The sequence below is a fragment of the Kribbella pratensis genome (assembly GCF_004365355.1).
Classification (GTDB): domain Bacteria; phylum Actinomycetota; class Actinomycetes; order Propionibacteriales; family Kribbellaceae; genus Kribbella.
Genome location: NZ_SODP01000001.1, coordinates 575,762 through 595,637, shown reverse-complemented (window position 1 = coordinate 595,637; position 19,876 = coordinate 575,762). Strand labels below are relative to the sequence as shown.

18 protein-coding genes are annotated in these 19,876 nt (G+C 67.0%); 5 read left to right on the top strand and 13 right to left on the bottom strand.

What is annotated here, in order from left to right; all coding sequences use genetic code 11:
• Nucleotides 1–59: 59 nt before the first annotated feature.
• Nucleotides 60–515: an Lrp/AsnC family transcriptional regulator gene (locus EV653_RS02850; RefSeq protein WP_202871465.1), complete on the bottom strand. Its 456-nt coding sequence runs from the start codon at nucleotides 513–515 to the stop codon at nucleotides 60–62.
• A gap of 82 nt (nucleotides 516–597) precedes the next feature.
• Here EV653_RS02850 and EV653_RS02845 point away from each other — a divergent pair, with 82 nt between their 5' ends.
• Together EV653_RS02845 and EV653_RS02840 are read left to right on the top strand one after the other, a co-directional pair.
• Nucleotides 598–1,161, top strand: coding sequence for an RBBP9/YdeN family alpha/beta hydrolase (locus EV653_RS02845; RefSeq protein WP_134097658.1), 564 nt, complete (start codon nucleotides 598–600; stop codon nucleotides 1,159–1,161).
• A gap of 48 nt (nucleotides 1,162–1,209) precedes the next feature.
• The gene (locus EV653_RS02840; protein WP_134097657.1) at nucleotides 1,210–2,304 is read left to right on the top strand and encodes a winged helix DNA-binding domain-containing protein; all 1,095 of its coding nucleotides are present in this window, start codon (nucleotides 1,210–1,212) and stop codon (nucleotides 2,302–2,304) included.
• A 29-nt stretch (nucleotides 2,305–2,333) separates the two neighbouring features.
• On the opposite strand, the gene EV653_RS02835 is transcribed toward EV653_RS02840, so the two are convergent.
• The 8 genes from EV653_RS02835 to EV653_RS02800 form a co-directional block, all read right to left on the bottom strand.
• A complete protein-coding gene (locus EV653_RS02835) occupies nucleotides 2,334–3,200 on the bottom strand; it encodes a M48 family metalloprotease (protein ID WP_166679272.1) in 867 nt (288 codons plus the stop codon).
• A 218-nt stretch (nucleotides 3,201–3,418) separates the two neighbouring features.
• Nucleotides 3,419–4,564, bottom strand: a complete 1,146-nt coding sequence (locus EV653_RS02830) for a hypothetical protein (RefSeq protein ID WP_134097653.1) — start codon at nucleotides 4,562–4,564, stop codon at nucleotides 3,419–3,421.
• Between the two features lie 15 nt (nucleotides 4,565–4,579).
• Nucleotides 4,580–5,503 carry a hypothetical protein gene (locus EV653_RS02825; protein ID WP_134097651.1) on the bottom strand — a complete coding sequence of 308 codons (924 nt, stop codon included), beginning with the start codon at nucleotides 5,501–5,503 and terminating at the stop codon, nucleotides 4,580–4,582.
• A 6-nt stretch (nucleotides 5,504–5,509) separates the two neighbouring features.
• The gene (locus tag EV653_RS02820; RefSeq protein WP_134097649.1) at nucleotides 5,510–7,534 is read right to left on the bottom strand and encodes a hypothetical protein; all 2,025 of its coding nucleotides are present in this window, start codon (nucleotides 7,532–7,534) and stop codon (nucleotides 5,510–5,512) included.
• Nucleotides 7,531–10,833: an ATP-binding protein gene (locus tag EV653_RS02815; protein ID WP_134097647.1), complete on the bottom strand. Its 3,303-nt coding sequence runs from the start codon at nucleotides 10,831–10,833 to the stop codon at nucleotides 7,531–7,533. Before EV653_RS02815 ends, EV653_RS02820 begins: the two co-directional genes overlap by 4 nt.
• Nucleotides 10,830–11,393, bottom strand: a complete 564-nt coding sequence (locus tag EV653_RS02810) for a hypothetical protein (RefSeq protein WP_134097645.1) — start codon at nucleotides 11,391–11,393, stop codon at nucleotides 10,830–10,832. The genes EV653_RS02815 and EV653_RS02810 overlap by 4 nt, the downstream gene beginning before the upstream one ends.
• Nucleotides 11,393–11,680 (bottom strand): hypothetical protein, encoded by a 288-nt coding sequence (locus EV653_RS02805; protein WP_130446998.1) that lies wholly within the window; start codon nucleotides 11,678–11,680, stop codon nucleotides 11,393–11,395. Before EV653_RS02805 ends, EV653_RS02810 begins: the two co-directional genes overlap by 1 nt.
• 49 nt (nucleotides 11,681–11,729) lie before the next feature.
• Entirely contained in the window at nucleotides 11,730–12,692 is a 963-nt protein-coding gene (locus EV653_RS02800; RefSeq protein WP_166679271.1) for a conjugal transfer protein, read from the bottom strand.
• Between the two features lie 766 nt (nucleotides 12,693–13,458).
• Here EV653_RS02800 and EV653_RS02795 point away from each other — a divergent pair.
• Both EV653_RS02795 and trxA read left to right on the top strand, forming a co-directional pair.
• Nucleotides 13,459–14,334: an aldo/keto reductase gene (locus EV653_RS02795; RefSeq protein WP_134097641.1), complete on the top strand. Its 876-nt coding sequence runs from the start codon at nucleotides 13,459–13,461 to the stop codon at nucleotides 14,332–14,334.
• A 151-nt stretch (nucleotides 14,335–14,485) separates the two neighbouring features.
• Nucleotides 14,486–14,875 (top strand): thioredoxin, encoded by a 390-nt coding sequence (trxA, locus tag EV653_RS02790; protein WP_134097639.1) that lies wholly within the window; start codon nucleotides 14,486–14,488, stop codon nucleotides 14,873–14,875.
• An 18-nt stretch (nucleotides 14,876–14,893) separates the two neighbouring features.
• On the opposite strand, the gene EV653_RS02785 is transcribed toward trxA, so the two are convergent.
• From EV653_RS02785 to EV653_RS02770, 4 genes are all read right to left on the bottom strand, one after another.
• Nucleotides 14,894–15,631 carry a hypothetical protein gene (locus EV653_RS02785; protein WP_134097637.1) on the bottom strand — a complete coding sequence of 246 codons (738 nt, stop codon included), beginning with the start codon at nucleotides 15,629–15,631 and terminating at the stop codon, nucleotides 14,894–14,896.
• A gap of 204 nt (nucleotides 15,632–15,835) precedes the next feature.
• The gene (locus tag EV653_RS02780; RefSeq protein ID WP_134097635.1) at nucleotides 15,836–16,270 is read right to left on the bottom strand and encodes a GNAT family N-acetyltransferase; all 435 of its coding nucleotides are present in this window, start codon (nucleotides 16,268–16,270) and stop codon (nucleotides 15,836–15,838) included.
• The gene (locus EV653_RS02775) at nucleotides 16,271–16,672 is read right to left on the bottom strand and encodes a VOC family protein (protein ID WP_134097633.1); all 402 of its coding nucleotides are present in this window, start codon (nucleotides 16,670–16,672) and stop codon (nucleotides 16,271–16,273) included. It abuts the gene before it with no gap.
• A 223-nt stretch (nucleotides 16,673–16,895) separates the two neighbouring features.
• Nucleotides 16,896–18,167 carry an NAD(P)/FAD-dependent oxidoreductase gene (locus EV653_RS02770; protein WP_134097631.1) on the bottom strand — a complete coding sequence of 424 codons (1,272 nt, stop codon included), beginning with the start codon at nucleotides 18,165–18,167 and terminating at the stop codon, nucleotides 16,896–16,898.
• Nucleotides 18,168–18,257: 90 nt separating this feature from the next.
• Here EV653_RS02770 and EV653_RS02765 point away from each other — a divergent pair, with 90 nt between their 5' ends.
• Complete coding sequence (locus EV653_RS02765; protein ID WP_134097629.1) at nucleotides 18,258–19,796, top strand: PucR family transcriptional regulator; 1,539 nt, start codon at nucleotides 18,258–18,260, stop codon at nucleotides 19,794–19,796.
• Nucleotides 19,797–19,876: the final 80 nt, after the last annotated feature.

Below are 19,876 nucleotides of genomic sequence, written 5' to 3'. Positions count from 1 at the left end.
CGCTGGGAAGCGGAACTTCGCGTGATTCTGCGGATTTCACGGCGGCAAGGGAAATCCTGTCATCCGAGAGCGAGCGGCTTCGGCGGGTACTCCCGCAGTACCAGCGAGGTGCTCACCGGTCCCAGCCGGCCGATCGCGTCGACCACCTGCTCGAGCCGGCCGGCGTCGGGCGCGTGAACGTCGAGCAGGAAACAGTCCTCGCCGGTCAGCCGGTACGTCGCGACGACCTCCCGCAAGGTCGCGAACAACTCGAGCGACTCGGGGATCCGGGCGTGCGTGGTCCGGACCCGTACGACGGCGTGGATGTTGAGCCCGACCTTCGCCGGGTCGACGACCGCGCGGTACCCGGTGATCACGCCGGAGCGTTCCAGGCGCTGGATCCGCGCCGATACCGCGGGCTGCGACAGGTTCACCTTGCGCCCGATGTCGGCCCCGCTCAGCCTGCCGTCGATTTGCAGGATCGCCAGGATCTCCCGGTCGATCGCGTCCAATGAACCAATCGTTGCCTCACTCATCGACCTTCGTTTCATCAGTTCACGGCGCCGGACGGCGATGACTCCTCCATGATGGCAGGCGTCCACGTGTAGAGGAGAGTCCATGACCTTCGTCATCATCCCCGGCCTCGACGGCTCCGACGTACACCACTGGCAGTCACGGTGGGAGAGCGAGTGGCTCGCTCCCGCCGTACGGATCCAGCCGTCGTCGTGGTCGGCACCCGACCTCACCGACTGGTCCGCCGCGATCACGCGGGCGGTTGAGAGTTCGGCTGACGACATCGTCTTCATCACCCACAGCCTCGGCTGCCATGCCATCGCCCATTGGCTGACCCAGTCCCCACCCCCGCCCCGCATCCGAGGCGCCTTCCTGGTCGCCCCTCCCGACCCCCAAGGCCCCACGTTCCCCGCAGATCTCCTACCAACCTTCACCTCGCTCCCCACCCGGCCCCTCCCCGTGCCCGCCCTCCTCATAACCAGCACCAACGACCCCTACTGCACCCCCACCGCCGCCATCCGCCTGGCCCAGTCCTGGTCCACCCCTCACATTCCCCTCCCCGACCAAGGCCATCTGAACACCGCCAGCAACCTCGACATGTGGCCCACCGGCCGCGACCTCCTCACCGCTTTCGCAGCCGGCATGGGTTTCGAAGCGGACAAGTTCTGACCGCTACCTCTCCTAGCGTGGTAGCAACACCCAGGAGAGGATCACGTCATGACGAGGCTGAGCCTGCAGGCACTGAACCGTGCCACGCTCGACCGCCAATGGTTGCTCGAACGCCACGACGCCACCGCCCTCGAAGCGATCGAGCACCTGGCCGGCATGCAGGCCCAGGCCCCGCTCGCGCCGTACGTCGGCCTATGGACCCGGCTGAAGGACTTCCAGCCGGCTGAGCTCGTCAAACTCCTGGAGGACCGCCAGGCAGTCCGCGGTTCGTTGATGCGGGCAACCATCCACCTGGTCTCGAGCCGCGACTTCCTCGCGTTCCGCCCCCTCGTCCAGCCCCGGCTGGACCGCGAGATCTACCAGAACATCACCTACGGCCGGCACCGCCTCGAGGGCCTCGACATGGACGCCGTACTCCAGGCCGGCATCGACCGCCTGACCCAGAGCCCCGCCACCGCCGTCCAACTCCGCGAGCACCTCGGCAAACTCTGGCCCGACCGCGAACCCGCCGCCCTGGCCCACGCCGTCCGCTGCCTGCTCCCCACTATCCAGATCCCACCCCGAGGTATCTGGAACAAAGGTGGCAACCCCACCATGACCAGCGCCGACCTCTGGCTCAACTCCCCCATCAGCGCCAAGCCCTCGCTAGAAAACCTCGTCCTCCGCTACCTGGCCGCCTACGGCCCCGCGACGGTAGCCGACGCCCAGACCTGGTCCGGCTTAACCCACCTGACCGAAATCTTCGACGGCCTGGACCTCCGCACCTACACATCCCCCGACTCCAACCGCCCCCTCTACGACCTCCCCAACCTCCCCCTCCCACCCGAAGACACCGAACCCCCCACCCGCTTCCTCCCCGAATACGACAACCTCCTCCTCTCCCACACCAACCGCACCCGCTTCACCCCCACCCCGAGTTCCGTCCCCCCACAAACCCTGTTAACGAGGGGCACAATCCTCCACAACGGCTACACCACAGCCCTCTGGACCAAATCCAACTCCAAAACCCAAACCACCCTACTAATAACCCCCACCACCAAACTCCCCCACAAAGCCTGGCAATCAATCGAATCAGAGGCCCACAACCTCCTAACCTTCACAAACCCCAACACCACCCACGAAATCAGGCGAATCGAGGAGTAGAGCAGGCGTTCAGCGTGGGGTCTCGGGTGTTATGGGCGCTGCTGTAGTTGCTCGAGTGCACGCACTCTCTCAGGGAGCGAAGGCGCACTCGCCATGAAGTGCGAACGGCGGCTGGCGTCACGCCCGAGAGCGTGCTGATGTTGGAACTGCCAGCCATACAGAACCTGAATCAGCGTGGCCCCGTAGCCCATGGTTGCGGCTCGGCGATCAGCCTGAAGGACCTCGCGCCGGCTGAGCCAAGCAAGGATCGGCGGCGCTACGAGTGGGGTCAAGAAGAGCAGCGGGAGCGTCAGGCTGTCATCGAACGTCAGCACCGCCAGTAGCACTCCTAGATACCCGAGCAGCACGAATCCGATGACAACGCATCCGACGGCAGGCACGGCGCGCATCAAGCGCCCCAGCGCACGAACACCGATCAAGGCACAGCGCGCAGGTATCGAGTACCAGAAGCTCAACAGGCTGAGCCAGTCACGGCCACCCAGATGGTGGCCGAGCTCATGAGCCAGCGTGGTCTCTAGGTGTGACGGCGGCAGCGTGTACAAAGCCCATCGGGTGGTGGCAATGATGTGCCCGGGCGTCGGAGTCGCGTTTGGATCGTCCGACTCCTGGATCCAGATCGCATATCGGTTCTCCGGTATACCGGCCCGGTCGGCCAACTGACGCCAGATGGGGCGCAACCGCTGCTCTTCGATCAGTGTCGGCTGTCGCAGACGGAAGAGATACCGCGCGAGCGCGTCCTCTACTGGTCGGATGAAGACAACTGCGCCCGATGCAAACCAAACGAGAACAAGCAACCAGCCCCAGCCGAACCCGATGATTCCGACGATCCACGAAACAACAGCAAAGCTCCAGAAGAACCAGGGCACGGCTGACAACAAGAGCGACGCAGTCGACACCTCGACTCGTCGCGCTTGATGCGCGCCGCCGGAACCCGACGGTCCGGCCGGGAGCTCCGCCCAAGATTGTGGTGGCGGTGCGGCACTCCCAAAACCGGCCGGCGGCTGCTGCTGCCTGGCATCGTGACCCCAAACGCTGTTCGGATCGTTGGGATCGCCAGAGCCTGCCATCCGGGGGTTCTCCTCATCGGGGTCGGGCGGGTTGGGTGCGTCCATTATTAGTACAGGGATACGTGGACGTGGTCGAAGTGGCCGCCGGTGGCGTCGGTTGGGTTGTAGACGCCGCCGCCGTTGTAGGGGATCCAGGTGCCTCGGCGGGCTGACCAGATCTTGCCGTACCAGATGACGTAGTGGACGCCGGTCTGGCCGGCGGTGGTCACGGCCCAGTTCGCGATCTGGTCGCCGCGGGCGCGAGCGGGCGCGGACTTTCTGGCGTCCGTGCCGACCATCACGTCACATGCCAGGCCGCGAGGATGATCGCTGGTCGGGTTCCATGCGTGCGCGTCCCAGCAGCTCATGCTCAGGTTGCCGAGATTCTTGCGCGCCGCCGCCACCCAGGCCGCCGTACGCGGCGTCACCAACCCGCCGGTACCAGTCGGGTCTGTGACGGTCGCCTTCTGCTCCGGCCAGACGCCGTTGACCGGTTTGCCTGCAGTCAATCCGCCCGACTGACCGCAGTTGTCGTCGCCTTGCATTCCATCGACGACTGACCCGCCGGCCGGCGCGCCGGTGCGGCCGGCGTACGGATTCCCAGCTCTGGTCAGATCGATGCCGGCTGCGGAGGCGATCTCGCGGGCCTCCTGCTCGCGTACGGCGTACCTGTCGGGGAACGCGGATACCTGGACTGCCTGAGCAGCATCACCGAGCGCCATCGAGGGCCAGCCGTTGATGTCCACGAGGCCGGGCGGATCCGGCGCCTGGGACCCGCCGAAGAAGGCGTTGGCGGCGTACCGCGGGTTCAAAATCTGACGCCGCGAGCCCCAGCCTGCCGCTGGCCGTTGCTGAAACAGACCGACCGAGTCAGCGTCACCATAGGTGAGGTTCTGGAGATCCGACTCCACCAATGCCGTCATCAAAGCGATCAGCGTCGCTTTGCCAGGTAGGCCTCGCCGCACCGCAACGCTGTCGATCAACTTGGCAAAAGCGATCTGCGTGCCTCGAAGGGACCCGCTGGGCTTCGGGTCGCCGGGCTGGCCGGGAATCCCAGCGGGGCAAGCAGCCTGGTTCGTCGTACCGCCACCGAAGGGAGCAAGCATCAGCAGGCTTGCGACTCCAATGACGGCAAGCGCGGCAGCGCCTTTGGCAAACCATCCTCGCGTCGCGACCGACAGGAGGCCACGACCGAGATCACGCTCGTCGAACATCGCAGTCCCCCGCCGTCACGGTCCAGTACCGCCCGACACGTCGCTGATGACCCACTGACCGTTCTGGTTCGCCAGCGTGATGAGGAGAGGTAGGTCGAACCGCTGGGCGTGTTTGCCGGTGACGTTGATGGTGACCTTGACGAAACGGGTGATGCGGCTGGGAGTGTCGACCGGAGCCTGCGCATTTGCCGGCGGAGCAGTCACCGGAGCTGCGAGGACCGTCGATTTACCGCCATCGCTCTTCAGCGCTTCGTACGTCGGATCGCCCGCAGCGGTGAAGCTCGACGCGACCTCTTCGGTCATGTACTTCGCGCATTTCGCGACGAGTTCGGAGTACGACTCGGTTGCCGGATCACGGGTATAGAAGGCTCGCGCCCAGGCGCCGACGACATCGGTTGCCAGCGCTGTCACCTCGGCTGCGGGTCGTTGAGTCTGGGGCGGCGGGGTTGTGAGGTCAGAGCTCGTGGGAGCGACGGGTTGGTTCGACTGGGTCGAAGGCGCCGTCGGGAGTACGACCGAGCGCCCGGGTGTCAGCAAGCTGATCGGGGATCCGTCGTCCTTGCTCTTGCCGCCGAGCAGGCGCGGCAATCCACCGCCCACACCGAGGATGATCACGGCCAGGACAACGACGAGGACCACGATCGCTGCGGGGCTGGTCGGCTCAGCCTGGCGTTGATTGCGCAGCCAGGCCATGCGCTGCGCATGATCGTCACGGCGCCAGTTCTTCTTCGCGCGACGTCGGTCGCGACCGTGGAGTTCGTCCAACTCTTCCGGGTAGTCGTAGTCGTTGCTGATCAGCGAACGCCAGCCCTCGGGGGCATCCGGACGCGGCCGACCGTCCCGTGGGTCCGTTTCGGAGCTGCTCGGGTCAGGTGCGCGATGCCGCGACTGACCCGCGCCCTCGCGGCGGTCGTGCGGCGATCGTGGTTTCCGGGCCATCCGGCATCACCTACGCGTCGGCACGTGCACCGTCACGCCATCCTTGGTGACAGCCGAGTACTCCCGGAACGTCCGCGGCTGCGACGTCGACGCCTTCCGTCGTACTCGTTGTCCCTTCGGCGGACCTTCGCGCAGGCTCGCGGAGTGCGTGTGGGCACGTGGCTCGTAGCGGACATCATTGGAAGGCACCGGAATAGGCCGCCGCGAATGACGAGCCTTCTGCGCGTCACCAGCTCGACGTGCTCCACCCGACGAGGAGTTGGACGGGGCTCCGACTCCCGCACTGGTGACGGTGATCGTCGGACGCCTGTCGGCGTCCTTCGATTGCGAACGCGCCCGAGCGAGGTTGAGACCCGAGCTTGTGCGCGTCGGGTTGGCCGCGGACGCGAGCCGACCAGCTGCGCCGGTAGCCGCACCCGCAGCCGCCACGTTCTGACCGCCGGGACCAGCCCCGCTCGGACTCGCTGCAGGACCATCCATCCGGCGTCCGCTCGCACCCGAGGTGAGCTCGTGCGCCGAACTGCCGCCCGAACCCCGCGCCAGAGAACCAACCACAGGAGCCTGTCGATACACGCGCACAGACGAGACTCGCTGCGCTCCACCATCTCCTGCTCGGAGAAGGTCGCGTCTCCGGTCCGTCATCGCAGGCGCAGCATTGCGACTTGTCATCGAGCCAACAATTCGTTTGAAGGCGCCCATCGCACCCCGTCGCGCAAGGCCGCCCAGCAGAATGCTTCCTGAACCTGGACGCATCATCGAGGTGAGGTTGTCCAGCAACCGACGCAATCTGAAACCTGCAATCAGAACTGCGATGGCCAGACCCGACACAGGAAGCCATCCCAGCACGCCGGTAAGGCTGAAGACTGCCGTCACCAGAGTAAGAGCGGTGCCGAACACCAACATTGCGAGGAAAGACTGGATAACGAGGCCCACCAAGGCTTCGAACCAGTTGAGCCCCCACTGTCGTGGCCTGCCCGGAATAATCCACAGGCAAGCGAAGAAGACCCCGACGACCAGCAGCAGCAGGCAACCAACAAACGCCATCAGCGCCGTGAAGGCCAAGGAAATGTTGAGGAAGGCAAACAAGGTCGCCGCGATGGCCGCGAGCATTACAACTGCGATTCGCCCGAACGCATTGTCGCCCTTGACCCATTTCACGGTCGGCGCATCATCGCCGCCTTCAGCGGGCGCGATAACGGAGTCAATGTACTTCGACCTCGCGTCTGCGTCCGTGCCGGCGTCCAGCATTCCCTTGCCGTACCGCCCGCACGCTTCCAGGGAGCCAAACTCGGCGATACACCAAGGCGTCACTGCGAACCCACGCCAACTGGCGTCCGCCGACTTCCTCAACAACGTATCCCTGGAGGTACCTGTGAACCCAGGTTCAGGCCAGGGCAACGGACTCTGCATGGTCGGGCCCATGGCGTCAGCAGAGGTCGACATGATGGCGTCGGCTCCCAGTTGACGTGCGCCGTCAACACCGCGCAGCCAGGTTCCTGGCGCCAGCGCAAAGCTGACGCTGAGCACGCCTGCGACGAACACCCAGACCAACTGGCCCATCGCGCTACCACTCGTCTTCCGCTGCGTGTACGCAGCCACCGCTCCGAACGCCAGTGCTGACGGCAGCAGCCAGCCGACCAACTGAGTGCTTGATGCTCCAATGGTGGTAGATGTCGCTTCTGTCAGCGGCTTGACATCGGTGAATGAGAACAACCACCAACCGACCGAGATCGCACCCCGCGTAATAGCGACGATGTACATCATCACCATGTGCGCGTACCCGTTGAAAACTGCCTCAATGGGGTCCCGAATGCTCTTCTCGAAGTCGAGCCCATAGACCATCGGTCCGTACTGTTCGAACAACGTCCGCGTGTCGCCATGCGTCAGGTCGGGAGTTGGCAGGAGGTCGCCAAAGCCGGTCGGTGTCGTAGGCGTCGGCTTCGGGTCGGCAGCCAGGGCGAACTGAGCTGTGATGACGAAAGAGATGGAGAGGACGGTGGCCGCGGTTCGGAGGCGGCGGGGCCACGTCATGCGACGTGCTCCTTGTTGCCGGTGGGGCGGTCTGGGTCGTCGGGGTGGGCGGGGTACATGGCTTCGTTGTAGGCGGCCTCGTCGGCTTCTTGGTCGTAGACCTCGTCGGGGCCGATCGGGGAGTCGTGGCGGAGGGTGCGGCGGTCGTAGCGCTGGGGGTGCTGGCCGTTGGGCTGGGTGTGGCTGTTCTCGGGATCTTGGCCCTGCCCGTTGGGGGTTGGTGGGTGGCCGTTTTGCTGGGCTACCGGGACCTGCGCGGATTCCTCTGCCTGCGAGGGGGTCGTGGGTGTGGAGGCGGGGGTTCCCGGCTGCGCTTGTGGTGACGGCGCTGATTGGGCAGGTGTGCCCGGCTGCGGCGGCTGGGCGGTTGGTTGCTGAGCTGGGGGCGCAGCCGGCTGAGTGGCCTGCTGCGGGGCCATGGTTTGGGCGCCGCCGTTCAGGGTCGCAGGTACGCCGTTCTGAGGCGTGCCAGGGGTGCCGCCGTAGGACCCGTTGCCGTTCGGCGCGGCCTGACTGCTGCCGTACGACGCATTCCCGTTAGGTGCAGCAGGAGCGCTGCTGTACGCATTGCCGTTGGGCGCAGCAGGAGCGCCGCTGTACGCATCGCCAGTCGGCGTGGCCGGACCACCGCCGTACGATCCATCGCCGTTAGGCGGTACCGGAGCGCCGCCGTACGGCCCATTGCCGTTAGGTGCGGCCGGAGGGCCGGCGTAGGTGGGTGTCTGGGTGTGGGCTTCGGATTGGGCGGCGGCGGTGGCGGCTGGTTCGTAGAGGTCTTCGTCGTCGGCGAACGGGTCTTCGGGGGGTGCGGTGGGAAGGGCGGGTTGGGCGGGGGTGTTGGCGTGTTCGGATTCGGGAGTGGTGCGGAGGAGGGCTGCTACGCGTTGGCTGGGGATGTCGATCTGGACGGTGGCTACCTCGTCCCAGCGGTCGCGCATGATGCAGTGGCCGTGGCGGATGGACTTGCCGTTGGCGGCGGTGTTGATGCCGCGGACCAGGGTTTGGTACGGCGCGGTCTGCGGACGGCCCAGCAGTTCCAGCAGTGAATCGACCTGCTCGCGGGAACGCAGGCTGAACGCGAACAGGGTCGTGATCTGCTCGACCAGACCAGGAAGCTTCAAGATGCTGGCCGGGTCCTGCGTGTCCAGGACCAGTGAGGCACCCAGCGCGCGGCCGACACGGGCGATGTAGTCCAGGAAGGACGCGCCGTCCGGGGTCTTCGTCAGCAGGTGGACCTCGGGAACGATGACGACCTTGGAGCGGCCGCGGAACTCGCGGCGGCCCGTCGTACGGACCATCCAGGCGAGGCAGCCACGGAGGCAGGCCATGCCGACACGTTCGATCGGGGACCAGGACTCGGGCGCCGACTCGGGCGACGGCAGCGTGAGGCCCGGCATCTGAACGACCCAGAGACCCGGGTTCGTGGTCAGCGACGAGAGGCCGGATGGCGGGCCGGCGACGACCGAGCCGAGGCCGGTCTCGACCAGGTCGCGCAACGCGAAGCCGACCGTACGCACGGTCTCCGAGTCGGAAGCGCACAGCCGCTGGATGACGCCCCACGACGACGGATCCGGCGACTGGATCTCGGCGCGGGTCGCTGCCATAACCGGAGCCTCGGCCGCACCACGCAGATGCGGCGGCAGGAGAAGCATGAGCTGCGACGGCGCCTGCAGCAGCGCATCGTCAACAGGCAGCACGCGCAGCAGGTCCGCGGCACCGGAGAACTGCGCGGTGATCTCAATGACAGCGGTCGGTACGCCGTACTCGGCGGCGACGGCGGATACACCCGCGGCATCGCCCTTCAGGTCCAGCAACGGCACCCAAGCGCCGGCGAAGGCGGAGTCCAGACCGCCCAGCATCGCTGCAGTCGTCTTGCCTCGACCAGACCGGCCCAGGAAGAGCGTCGTCGTCGCGTCACCAAGAGCTGAACCAGCAGCCGCGTCGAACCGAACCAGACCAGGCGTCGAGCCTGTCAGATAGCCAATGGCCGGACCGGTCGCGTCACCGATCGACGCACCGCCCCAAAACCAGGACCCGAAGAACGCGGTCGACTCCCGCACATGTCCCAGATCCGGCACCCGCAACTGGTCGCCTGGCAACGACTCCAGCCACAGGTCGCGCTGCTCGTCAGCACCGGCGGCCACAGTGATGCCACGGTCCGCATAGTGCGCGATAACCGCGTCTACATAGGCTTCCAAGTCCTCACGCGTGTCCGCGCTGACCAGCAACCGCGGGTGGTCCTCGACCAGCGTCAGACCACTCCGGTTGATGTCGCGCTTGACCTCACGCATGACACGCTCGGTCTCCACGATCTCGTCGGCGGTCTCCTCCGCCGTACCCTTCGCGGCCGAGCGGCGCTGCTCCTTCGCGCTCTTCCGGGTCTCGTCGACCAGGTGGCGCGCGGTCTTCTTCGTCAGCACCCGAAAGCGGACAGATGCCTCGACAGTGACGTCGATTTCCTCGCCGTCGTCGTCGATCGCCTTGATCTCCGACAGTGTCCGCAGCCACTCCCCCGCGCCCGGTGTCTCGAGCTCCTCAGGGAAGTCAGTCATCGCCAGAACAGTCGTGTACGCCGCGATCTGGCCACGTGTGTCGTAGATCCGCAGATGATCGGTGTACGGCACCACGCGCCCCGACGTCAGCCGAGCCAGCGAAGCACCCGTGATCAGACCACGCCGCGGCGCCGCGACCGCACCTCGATGCATCTCCCGGCTGATCAGCCAGGAGATCACTTCCGCGGGCGCGGTGTGTGCCCGCCAGACCGTCGAACCGAGCTGACGAGCGAGCTTGCGCACCCGCTCGTCCAGGTGCGCGAGCTCACGCGCACTGACGCGCCATGACGTCGTACCGAGAGCGTCGCTGATCGAACCTCGCACCTGCGCGGTTGCCCGCGGGTCGCGGTCACTGAGATGTACGCCGAGGGCGACGTACCGCTCGGGCATCCGCATCTCGTCGATCCGGTCCGCCCGGGTCTGTGCCCATGCCTCGTGATCGCCCAGCCGGTAATGGCCGGCCATCGAGTCGATGTAGTCCTGACCGGTCGATCGGCCCCACACCACCTTCAGGTGACTGAGCCTGTCGCCGAGGATCGTCGCCGCGGCGCTGACGGCCGCATCCAGAGCCGCGTCCTGCTCGGACTCGGTGGCCAGGTCCGTGTTCGCCACCGAAATCAGGAACCACGCCTCGGCACTTCGCTCGGTCACGAGCAGGCCGTCGGCGATGGCAACAAGACGAGGTGGCGGCAGGCCGCGCTCGCGGCCGACCCCCACCAGGTTCAGGAGCTTGTCAGCGATCTTCATTCGCGGCCCTTCCCTGACGACGTCCTGCGACTCACCCGTTGTACGTGATCCGAACCCAGCAGGCGGGCCCGCTGGCTCACGACGATGTCCGAACCCGCGCGGACCATCGGATCGAGCTCCACCACAACCTCGCGTTCCCACTCCGGCGTCACTCTGGCCTTCGCGAGGTCGGCAACCTTCCGGGTCGCGACGCGCTCACGCCAGGGCAGGTACTCCGTCTTGTCGGCGGCCCGCGCGCCGAGACCGATGATCGGGCGATGCGCACGTAACGCGTACCGCACGGCCAGCGCCCACTCGGTCACCCGGCGGCGGCGTTCGTGGAACTTGCCGGGCCGCCAGCCGAACGCGGTGATCACGAACGGCGGAACGACGTACAGGCTGACCGTGGGCTTCTTCGGCACCCCGATGAACGGGAACAGCAACGCGATCCAGAGCACGATGATCACCGCACCGAAGATGATCATCCGCCGGCGCGCGCCTTCTCCGAGGTCGATACCGAGCAGGTCGTACTGCCGGGTCTCGATCTCGAAGTGGTGAGTGAGGGTACGGCCGACGCGCATCAATTACCTCCGGACAGCAATCCCCAGAAGCCCTTGAGCACGTTGATCGTCTGGTTGTTGGCGTAGATGAGCCCGCCGACCAGTACCCCGGCCGCGATGTGGCCGAACAGCTCGCCCCACTCGCGCTTGAAGTAGTGGCCGATGGCACGCAACACGAGGATCGCGATGAAGATGTTCCCCGCGATGACCAGGACCCAGTCCTTGAAGTCCGCGCCCGTAGGGACGTTGGGGTCGGCCATGGGCACGGCAAGCTGAACCACGCTCGCAGCCAGTTCGTGCGTCATCATTGCGGTGTCTCCCTTGTTGCCTCGGTCATCCGATGGCCAGTCGCTGGATTCATCCGACGGCAGCCACTTGCCATCGTTGTGCTCCGTCGGTGGCGACAGTACGCCTCAACGTGAGCGTGTACGTCTGGTCCAGGGTGGTGTCCCCCGCCCCGTCCCAGGTGACGGCCGCGGTCGCCCGCCGCTCGTCGTCGTTGCCCGTGTAGACCTGCCAATCCTTGAGCTCCCCGAACCTGACCGCACCGTTCAGGCTGCGGATGGTCGAGCCGGGCGCGGTCACCGCCGAGACCTTGTTGTCGGACTCGGCATACGCGCCGAAGAACGCCTCGGCGTCCTTCTGGGTCGCCGCGGTCAGGTCGTCGTCCGGGACGCCTGCCTCCGGCATGTTGTCGGGCAGCGCAGCCCGGACGTCGGGGACGAAGGTCGGCGGCCCGCTGACGATGACTCGGGCCGCGGTCCGCACGACCGGCACCGAGATGCGCTCCCAGAGGACCGGTCCGGCCTTCCAGCCCCGGCCCTGCCGAGCGAAGGTATGCACGCGGACCCGGACATCCACGACGGCGGTCAGGCCGTTGGAGTCGGCGGTGACTTCTCCCGGGTACGCCACGTCAGCCGTTTGTTTGCCGCGACCGTTCCACCCCGCGCGACTGTCCAGTCCGGCCGCGAGGTCGAGACCGATCTGGGCCGGACGAGCGTCCGGGTTGTCCTCGTCCCAGGTCAGGTACGAAACGGCGTACCGCGTCGCGACTGCGCGCGCGTCGTCGGCCGGGAAGCTGCTCTGCCCGCTGACGACGGTCTGCGGTGCCCGGTTCGGGCTGATCCAGGAGCGGATGCCACTGATCGCGGCGAGCAGCAGCACGACGACCACGAGGCCGCGGAAGAATCGCCGTGCCCAGGTGGAGAACGATGACTCGGGCTCGGTCGACCACGGCGTCTGTCCAGGCTCCAGCACCTCGCGGGCCGGACCCGGCGCAGCATGCGCACCGTGAGTGCCGTGCGGGGAGCGCTGTTTCAAACGTTCGGGGGTGCGGTGCGCAGGGTCCTGATGCGGCACGTCCGCAGGACCCGAAGGACGCGGTGCCGGCCGACGAGGTGGCGCCATCACGCCACCGGGCGGAGGCGGTCCCTGGGGCTGCGGAGCCGAATACTGCGCCGCTACGCCCTGCGCCTGGCGAGGGGTCGGTGACACCGGGCCACTGGGGTGGTCCCACCACTCCGGCGCGGTGCTCTGCGGGCGTCCCTTGCCCGGCTTCTTGGTCCGGCGCTGGTCCGACCAATGCTCACCTTTTGGCGGCAGATTCAATGCAGTTCGCCACCAACTCATCCCTACCCGCCCCTCAGACAGCAGTTACGCGGACAGTAGCCGGGAGGATACGGCAAGCAACCGTCCTCCGGGAGACCTGAGCCCAGGATCCGGATGGTCCATCGCTCCCCGCAGCCATACTGTTACCCCGGTCGCGGGCAGTGTCATCCCTACCGTCACATTTACCGGCCAAGAGTGACACCTTCGGCACCGTCGTCATAGCTCCTCTCTCATGACCGTCGGGTCGACTGGGCAGCGCACACCCTGCCACAGGCCGTGGACAGGTTTCGAATATCCGTGCGAACAACTACATGGTAAAGAATGCACCAACTGATCACAGATAGTAACCGATCCGGCGATTCGCCTGTGGAAAACTCTCCCGTGGCGAGGGGGTCAAAATCGCCTGTGGACAACCGCGTGCCGGAGACGCATCCGGGCATAGGGTCGGAGTGACCCTGCTACCCCCTGGAGGACCAGGATGGAAACTCGCCGACTAGGCAGACTCGGACACCAGAGTTCGGTACTGATCTACGGCGCCGCGTCGCTCGGCGGAGTCGACCAGGACCGGGCCGATGCCTCGATCCAGGAAGCACTGGATGCCGGCATCAACCACTTCGACGTGGCCGCCGACTACGGCGACGCCGAGCTCCGGCTCGGGCCGCGGATGCCGGAGATCCGCGACCGCATCTTCCTCGCCACCAAGACCGGCCGCCGGACGGCCGAGGAGGCGTGGAGCGAGATCAACCGGTCTTTGGAGCGGCTGCAGACCGACCACGTGGATCTGATTCAGATGCACGCGGTCTGCGACCTCGAGAACCTCGATCTCGTCACCGGCAAGGGCGGATCGCTGGAAGCGGCGATCCGGGCCAAGGACGAAGGCATGGTCCGGGCGATCGGCATCACCGGGCATACCGAGCAGGCGCCGTCGGTGCACACCGAGGGTCTGCGCCGGTTCGATTTCGACAGCGTGCTCACCCCGTTGAACTACAAGCTCTCGACCGATCCGCAGTACGCCGCTGATTACGCCGCCCTGGTCGAGGCCGTGAAGGCGTCGGACGCGGCGCTGATGACGATCAAGATGATCGCCCGCCGCAACTGGCAGGACGGCGAGCAGAAGGCCTACGACACGTGGTACCGGCCGTTCGACGAGCAGCGTTACATCACCGCCGCGACCGCGTGGCTGCTCAACGGTCATCCGGAGATCACCGGCCTCGCTACTGCGGGTGAAACCCGGCTGCTGCAACAAATGATTGTTGCAGAGCGCGAGCGCGCCGACCTGACACCCGAGGCGGCCGCCTCGATTCTCGGCGAGGTGCAGGACTACGCGTCACCCTTCGTAGACTCCCCCATCTGAGGACGTGGCCCACGTCACATACGAGACTCCGCATTCCGGTCACTGTCGTACGGCGTACGGCAGTGACCGGCGTGCCCGGACCGGGGCAGGGAACAAGTCGGGGGCCGATCGGTGTTGAGAAAGCTGTACTCATCTACTTTCGGAGGTCGTAGTGGCAACGGTCGAGCTGACCCAGGACAACTTCAACGAGGTGGTCGGTGGCGACGGTCTCGTGCTGGTGGATTTCTGGGCCGAGTGGTGTGGCCCGTGCAAGATGTTCGGACCGGTCTATGAGAAGTCGTCCGAGCAGCACGCGGACATCACGTTCGGCAAGGTCGACACCGAGGCTCAGGGCGAGCTGGCGCAGGCCTTCCAGATCTCGTCGATCCCCACGCTGATGGCGGTCCGTGACGGCGTCGTCCTGTATTCGCAGGCCGGTGCGCTGCCGGCGGCGAGCCTGGAGGACCTGATCGGTCAGCTGCGCGCGGTGGACATGGACGAGGTCAAGGCGCAGATCGCGGCCCACGAGGCCGAGCACGGCAGCGAGCCGCACACGCACTGATCTGCCGCATCACATAATTCAACCGATCCGGGAGCTCCCAGCGAGCTCCCGGATTTGTTGTGCCACGGCCTTCCGGTCCGGGCCCGCTCCGATCTGACGGTCGGTCTCGATCGCGGTCAGCAGTCGGGTGCGTTCCTCAGGTCCGAGGCGGCCCCAGCCGTTCCGGACGATCTTCAAGGCGTGGTACTGCTCATTGCCGGTGAGCGATCTGCTGATCGCCTCGTGCAGTACTTCGCTGTCGAGGAGCGACAGGTCGCCCTCGGTCAGGCCGAGCGCGAGGACGCGGACGATCGGTGAGCCGGTGAAGAACAGGTCCCTGACCTCGTCCTTGTCGAACTTCTCCACAGCGGAAGCATTCGCGACGCGCTGGACAATCCGGTCGAGGATCTCGCCGCGGACAGCCTTCAGTTCGGGCCCGCGCAGCTCGGTGTAGATCGTCGCGTAGGCGTCGAGCTGTTTCTCCATGCCCAGCGCCCGCAGGGTGTCGGCGCTCCGTCGCGCGGTCGCTGCGATCTGCCGGACGAGGTGTACTTCGAACTCGCCGAGCTTCATCCGCCTGATCCGGTCGACGATCGACGGCATGATCACCAGCAGCAGCCCCGCGGCGAGGACGGTGATGAGCGGTCCTTGGCCGACGCCGGTGAACAGTCCGACGAGCCCGGCGACGAGCAACGCGCCGCCGATCACCAGGCAGAGGATCCGCGACGACACGTCCACCACTGGCCTGGCCTTCACCGTCCATGCCGGCGGGTCCACCGGGCGTCCGCGCGGCGCGACACGGGCGGGCGGAACCGGCGAGCCGGATGGCGCAGAGCGGCTCGGCGCCTCGCCGCGGCTGGACGGCGCGGGGTTGGGCGGTCCGGTGTGGCTGGGCGGTCTGGATGGGTTCACGTCCGACATCGGGCAGCGCCTCCGTACGTCGTTGGCGAGTCCTGGTGATCGTGCCTGTGTCGTCAGCTATCAGCAAGAGGTCAGGCGGGCATCGGTGGTACGACGCATGAGCGTGGAGCTGCCTACCTGGTCCGTGAATCCCCACCGTCGATAGAACGGGATGAGCTCGGGCTGGCAGACGAGTTCAAGGCTGCGCATCGCGGCGAGCTGGGGGTGGTTGACCACGGCATCCAGCAGTGCGGCGCCGAGACCGGAACCGCGGCGGGATTCGTCGACGATCACGTCCAGCACCAGGGCGATGTGCGTGTAGTCGGTGAGCACGCGCGCAAAGCCGACCAGGCGGTCCGCGAGGGTTAGCGCGGTGACGAGGTCGGAATGCTTGACGAGGCGTGCGACCTCGGCAGGAGTGCGGTCCGACATCCACCATGCCGTACGCATCAGGACTGTCAGCGCGGGGATGCGGGACGGCGGCACTTCGGCCTGGATCGTCAGATCAGCGGCCATCTAGAAGTCGCGTGAGCTGAGGACGCAGAACTCGTTGCCTTCGGGGTCGGCGAGGACGGTCCAGCCAGGGCCCTCGGGTTGGCCGACGTCCACCCGGCGCGCGCCGAGTGTCTCCAGGCGGGCGATCTCGGCGTCGCGGTCCTGGCTCGTGTGCGGCGCGAAATCCAGATGCAGCCGGTTCTTCACCGTCTTGCCCTCGGGCACCGGGACGAACACCATGCCGGGGCCGATCCGCTCCCACGGCATGCCGTGGACCGTCTCCGGCTCGACCCAGCCGGGGACGTTCACGCATTCGTCGTCGGTTTCGATGATCGTCTTCCAGCCGAACGCCTCGGCCCACCAGGCCGCCTGCTTCCGGACGTCGTGGCAGTCGATCACGACCGTGTACCACCTGAGCACCATGGCCGGAACCCTCGCACACCCCACCGACAGAAAACAGAAAAGAGCGGGCCCTGGGCAGGAGAATGACGCCAGGGCCCGCTCTCGGGGCTGACCGGAGCGGCGACGTGGTGGCCGAGGTCGTGCGGGCAGATGAGGTGCTGCCCGAGGAGGGTCACCGAACGAGCTGCTCGAGGAGACGGTCAGCGGGATGGCGGGACCACGTCCTTGGAGTCCCGCCGGTTCGTCAGCGGAGCGGGTTGAACGGCCGCAGTTCCTCCGGCGCACGGCCGGTGGTGATGGTCTCGGCCAGCAACTGGCCGGTGATCGGGCCGAGGGTGATACCCCACATGCCGTGCCCGCCGGCTGCGAAGACCCGCGGCGAGGCGGTGGCACCGATCAGCGGCAGGCCATCCGGAGTGCACGGCCGCGGACCGACCCACTCGAACGTCCGGGCGTCCAGATCCGCGTCCCGCAGCAGCGGCCGGGCGGCCTCGACGATCGCGTCGATCCGGCGCGGGTCGAGCTTCGCCTCGGGCTTGCGGAACTCCATCATCCCGGCGACGCGCAGCAGGTCGCCCAGCGGCGTACAGGCGATCCGCTGCGCCGGGAAGTACACCGGGCCGGCCGGCACATGCGCCATCGGCACGCTGAAGCTGTACCCACGGCCCGCCTGCACCACAGTGCGAACGCCGAACTGTCGCGCCAGGTCACCCAGCCACGCACCGGTCGCCATCACGACCGCGTCGAACGGGTCGGTCTCGCCGTCGCCCGTGATCAGCCGGACGCCGCGGATCTCGTCGACGATGTCCTTCACGACCACGCCGTTGATGATCTGCCCACCGCGGGCGATCACCGAGTCCGCGAGCAGCTGCACGTACTTGCCGGGGTTGATGAACCGCTGTCCGTGCAGGCGGATCGCGGCACCGATCTCGTCGGACAGCGAGGGCTCGATCGCGCGGGCGTCGTCACCGCTGATCGCCTCGAACTCGATGCCCTGGCCGGCGGCGTGGATGTGCTCGATCTCCTCGAGCAGCACGCTGCGCTCCTCGACGGTGCGGTACGCGGCCAGGAACGACTTGGCCTCGTACGTCTGGGCCTCGACGCCGGCCTTGGCCAGGAAGTCGAAGGCGTCCAGCGCCTGCCTGTTGATCGGGACCAGCGACTCCATCGCGGTCTTCCAGCGTCCGGCGGTGCTGTTGCGAGCGAAGCGGGTGAGGAACTTGAGGAGCCGCGGGCTCGCGGTCGGTGGGACATACACCGGTGAGGAGGGGCTCAGCACCGCACGGACGCCGTACTTGAGGACCGCCGGTTCCGGCAGCGGGGTGGCCAGGCCGGGCGTCAGCCAGCCTGCGTTGCCCCAGGACGCGCCCGCGGCGACACCTTCACGGTCGAGCACGGTCACCTCGACACCGGCCTCCTGGAGGAACCAGGCGGTGGCCAGGCCGACCATGCCCGCGCCGACGACGGCGACGCGGTCAGGAACGATGTGCGGTACTGCGGAACCAGCTGTGGTCATGTATCGATGGTGCGGCCACGGCGAGCGGCTGTCATGGTGCGATCACACCATTGAGGAGACAAATGACTGTGCTGAGAGCACAATAACCTGGTGATCACCGCGCCTGACCTGATTTCCGCCGTCGGACCCGCCCTCTTCGAGATGGTCGTGACCGGCAAGCGCGACGGCGAGGTCCGCGACGTGTTCCTGGCTGATCCGCAGGAGGCCGCGACGGGCCAGCCGGGCGATCTGGTGCTCGGACTCGGTCTGCGGGATGCAGAGGACGCTGTGGAGCTCGTAGAGCGCTGCGCGGCCAGCAACGCCTCCGGGGTCGTTCTGCGTACGCCGCTCGCGCACGAGCCGGCTGTGGTCGCCGCAGCGGAGAAGACGACGCTCACCCTCGTCGCACTGCAGCCGAGCGTCACCTGGGCGCACGTGGTCTGGCTGATGCGCGGCGTCATCGACCGCGCCGCCGCGCCGGACTCCCCTGCCGCTGGAGACGCTGGAGTACACCAGGAGCTCTTCGCACTGGCGGATGCGGCCGCGGCGATCGTCGACGCGCCAGTGACGATCGAGGACAACCAGTCGCGGGTCCTGGCTTACTCCTCCGGTCAAGACTTCACTGACCCGACCCGTGTGTCGACGATCGTCGGTCGTCGGGTGCCGGCCGAGGTGATTGCGCACTTCCGAGCCCGCGGCATCTTCCGGCGGCTGGCGCGGTCCAGCGAGCCGTTCCTGGTGCCGGACGGGCCGAATGGCATCCGCCCGCGTCTCGTCGTACCGGTCCGGGCTGGTGGTGAGTGGCTGGGGTCTATCTGGGCCGTTGTCGACGGTCCGGTGAGTGATGCGGTCACTGCGGAGCTCAGCAACGCTGCATCCGTGCTCGCGCTGCATCTGTTGCGACTGCGCGCTCAGGCCGACGTAGCGCGGCGGAGTGCGATCGATCGGCTGCGGACGATCCTGCGGCAGTTCTCGCCGGACAGTCCGGTCGACGTACGACTCCCGCGGCAGCCATGGCGGGTGGTGGCGCTCGGCTCGCCGGAGGGGTACGACGTACCGCAGCAACTGGACCTGTGGGAGTCAACCGGGCGCCGGCACGGGTGGAGTGAGCCACAGCTGGCTGACCTGGACGGGACGGTGCTGGCAGTCGTCACGGACACGGACGGGCCAGGGTCGTGGAACTGGTTGCAGAAGCTCGTGCAGGAGCAGGCACCGGGCACGTATGCGGCTGCTGGCGGTCCGGCGCGCGGTCCGGCCGATCTGCCCAGCTCACGGGCCGAGGCCGTCGAGTTGCTCGGTCTGGTACGGCGGGGTGTCGCGCCGGGGCCGGCGTTGCGGGTCGAAGAGGCGTGGCACGTGCTGACCGTTCATCGAGCGGTCACGTCGCTTGATACCACCAAGTTGGATGGTCCGCTCGCGACGTTGCTGCGGCACGACATCGAGCACGACACGGGATACGTGGAAACGTTGCAGGCCTGGCTCGACTACCCGGGGCAGCCGCAGCGGGCGGCGCGGGAGTTGCATCTGCACACGAACACCTTGCGGCACCGGATGAAGCGGATCGGGGAGATTGCGGAGCTTGATCTCTCGGATCCGCAGCAGCGACTGGCGTTGCAGCTGCAGATCGCCGCCGTACGCACCGAACACTGAGCTGACACTGAGCCGAGCGCTGAGCCGCGCACTGAGATGTACGCCACAGCCCCATGTAACAAGGCTTCACATTCCGGCAA

Coding starts and splice junctions, on each gene's coding strand:
- EV653_RS02850 (WP_202871465.1), bottom strand. CDS start 515: ATGAGTGAGGCAACGATTGGTTCATTGGACGCGATCGACCGGGAGATC.
- EV653_RS02845 (WP_134097658.1), top strand. CDS start 598: ATGACCTTCGTCATCATCCCCGGCCTCGACGGCTCCGACGTACACCAC.
- EV653_RS02840 (WP_134097657.1), top strand. CDS start 1,210: ATGACGAGGCTGAGCCTGCAGGCACTGAACCGTGCCACGCTCGACCGC.
- EV653_RS02830 (WP_134097653.1), bottom strand. CDS start 4,564: ATGTTCGACGAGCGTGATCTCGGTCGTGGCCTCCTGTCGGTCGCGACG.
- EV653_RS02825 (WP_134097651.1), bottom strand. CDS start 5,503: ATGGCCCGGAAACCACGATCGCCGCACGACCGCCGCGAGGGCGCGGGT.
- EV653_RS02820 (WP_134097649.1), bottom strand. CDS start 7,534: ATGACGTGGCCCCGCCGCCTCCGAACCGCGGCCACCGTCCTCTCCATC.
- EV653_RS02815 (WP_134097647.1), bottom strand. CDS start 10,833: ATGAAGATCGCTGACAAGCTCCTGAACCTGGTGGGGGTCGGCCGCGAG.
- EV653_RS02810 (WP_134097645.1), bottom strand. CDS start 11,393: ATGCGCGTCGGCCGTACCCTCACTCACCACTTCGAGATCGAGACCCGG.
- EV653_RS02805 (WP_130446998.1), bottom strand. CDS start 11,680: ATGATGACGCACGAACTGGCTGCGAGCGTGGTTCAGCTTGCCGTGCCC.
- EV653_RS02795 (WP_134097641.1), top strand. CDS start 13,459: ATGGAAACTCGCCGACTAGGCAGACTCGGACACCAGAGTTCGGTACTG.
- EV653_RS02780 (WP_134097635.1), bottom strand. CDS start 16,270: ATGGCCGCTGATCTGACGATCCAGGCCGAAGTGCCGCCGTCCCGCATC.
- EV653_RS02775 (WP_134097633.1), bottom strand. CDS start 16,672: ATGGTGCTCAGGTGGTACACGGTCGTGATCGACTGCCACGACGTCCGG.
- EV653_RS02770 (WP_134097631.1), bottom strand. CDS start 18,167: ATGACCACAGCTGGTTCCGCAGTACCGCACATCGTTCCTGACCGCGTC.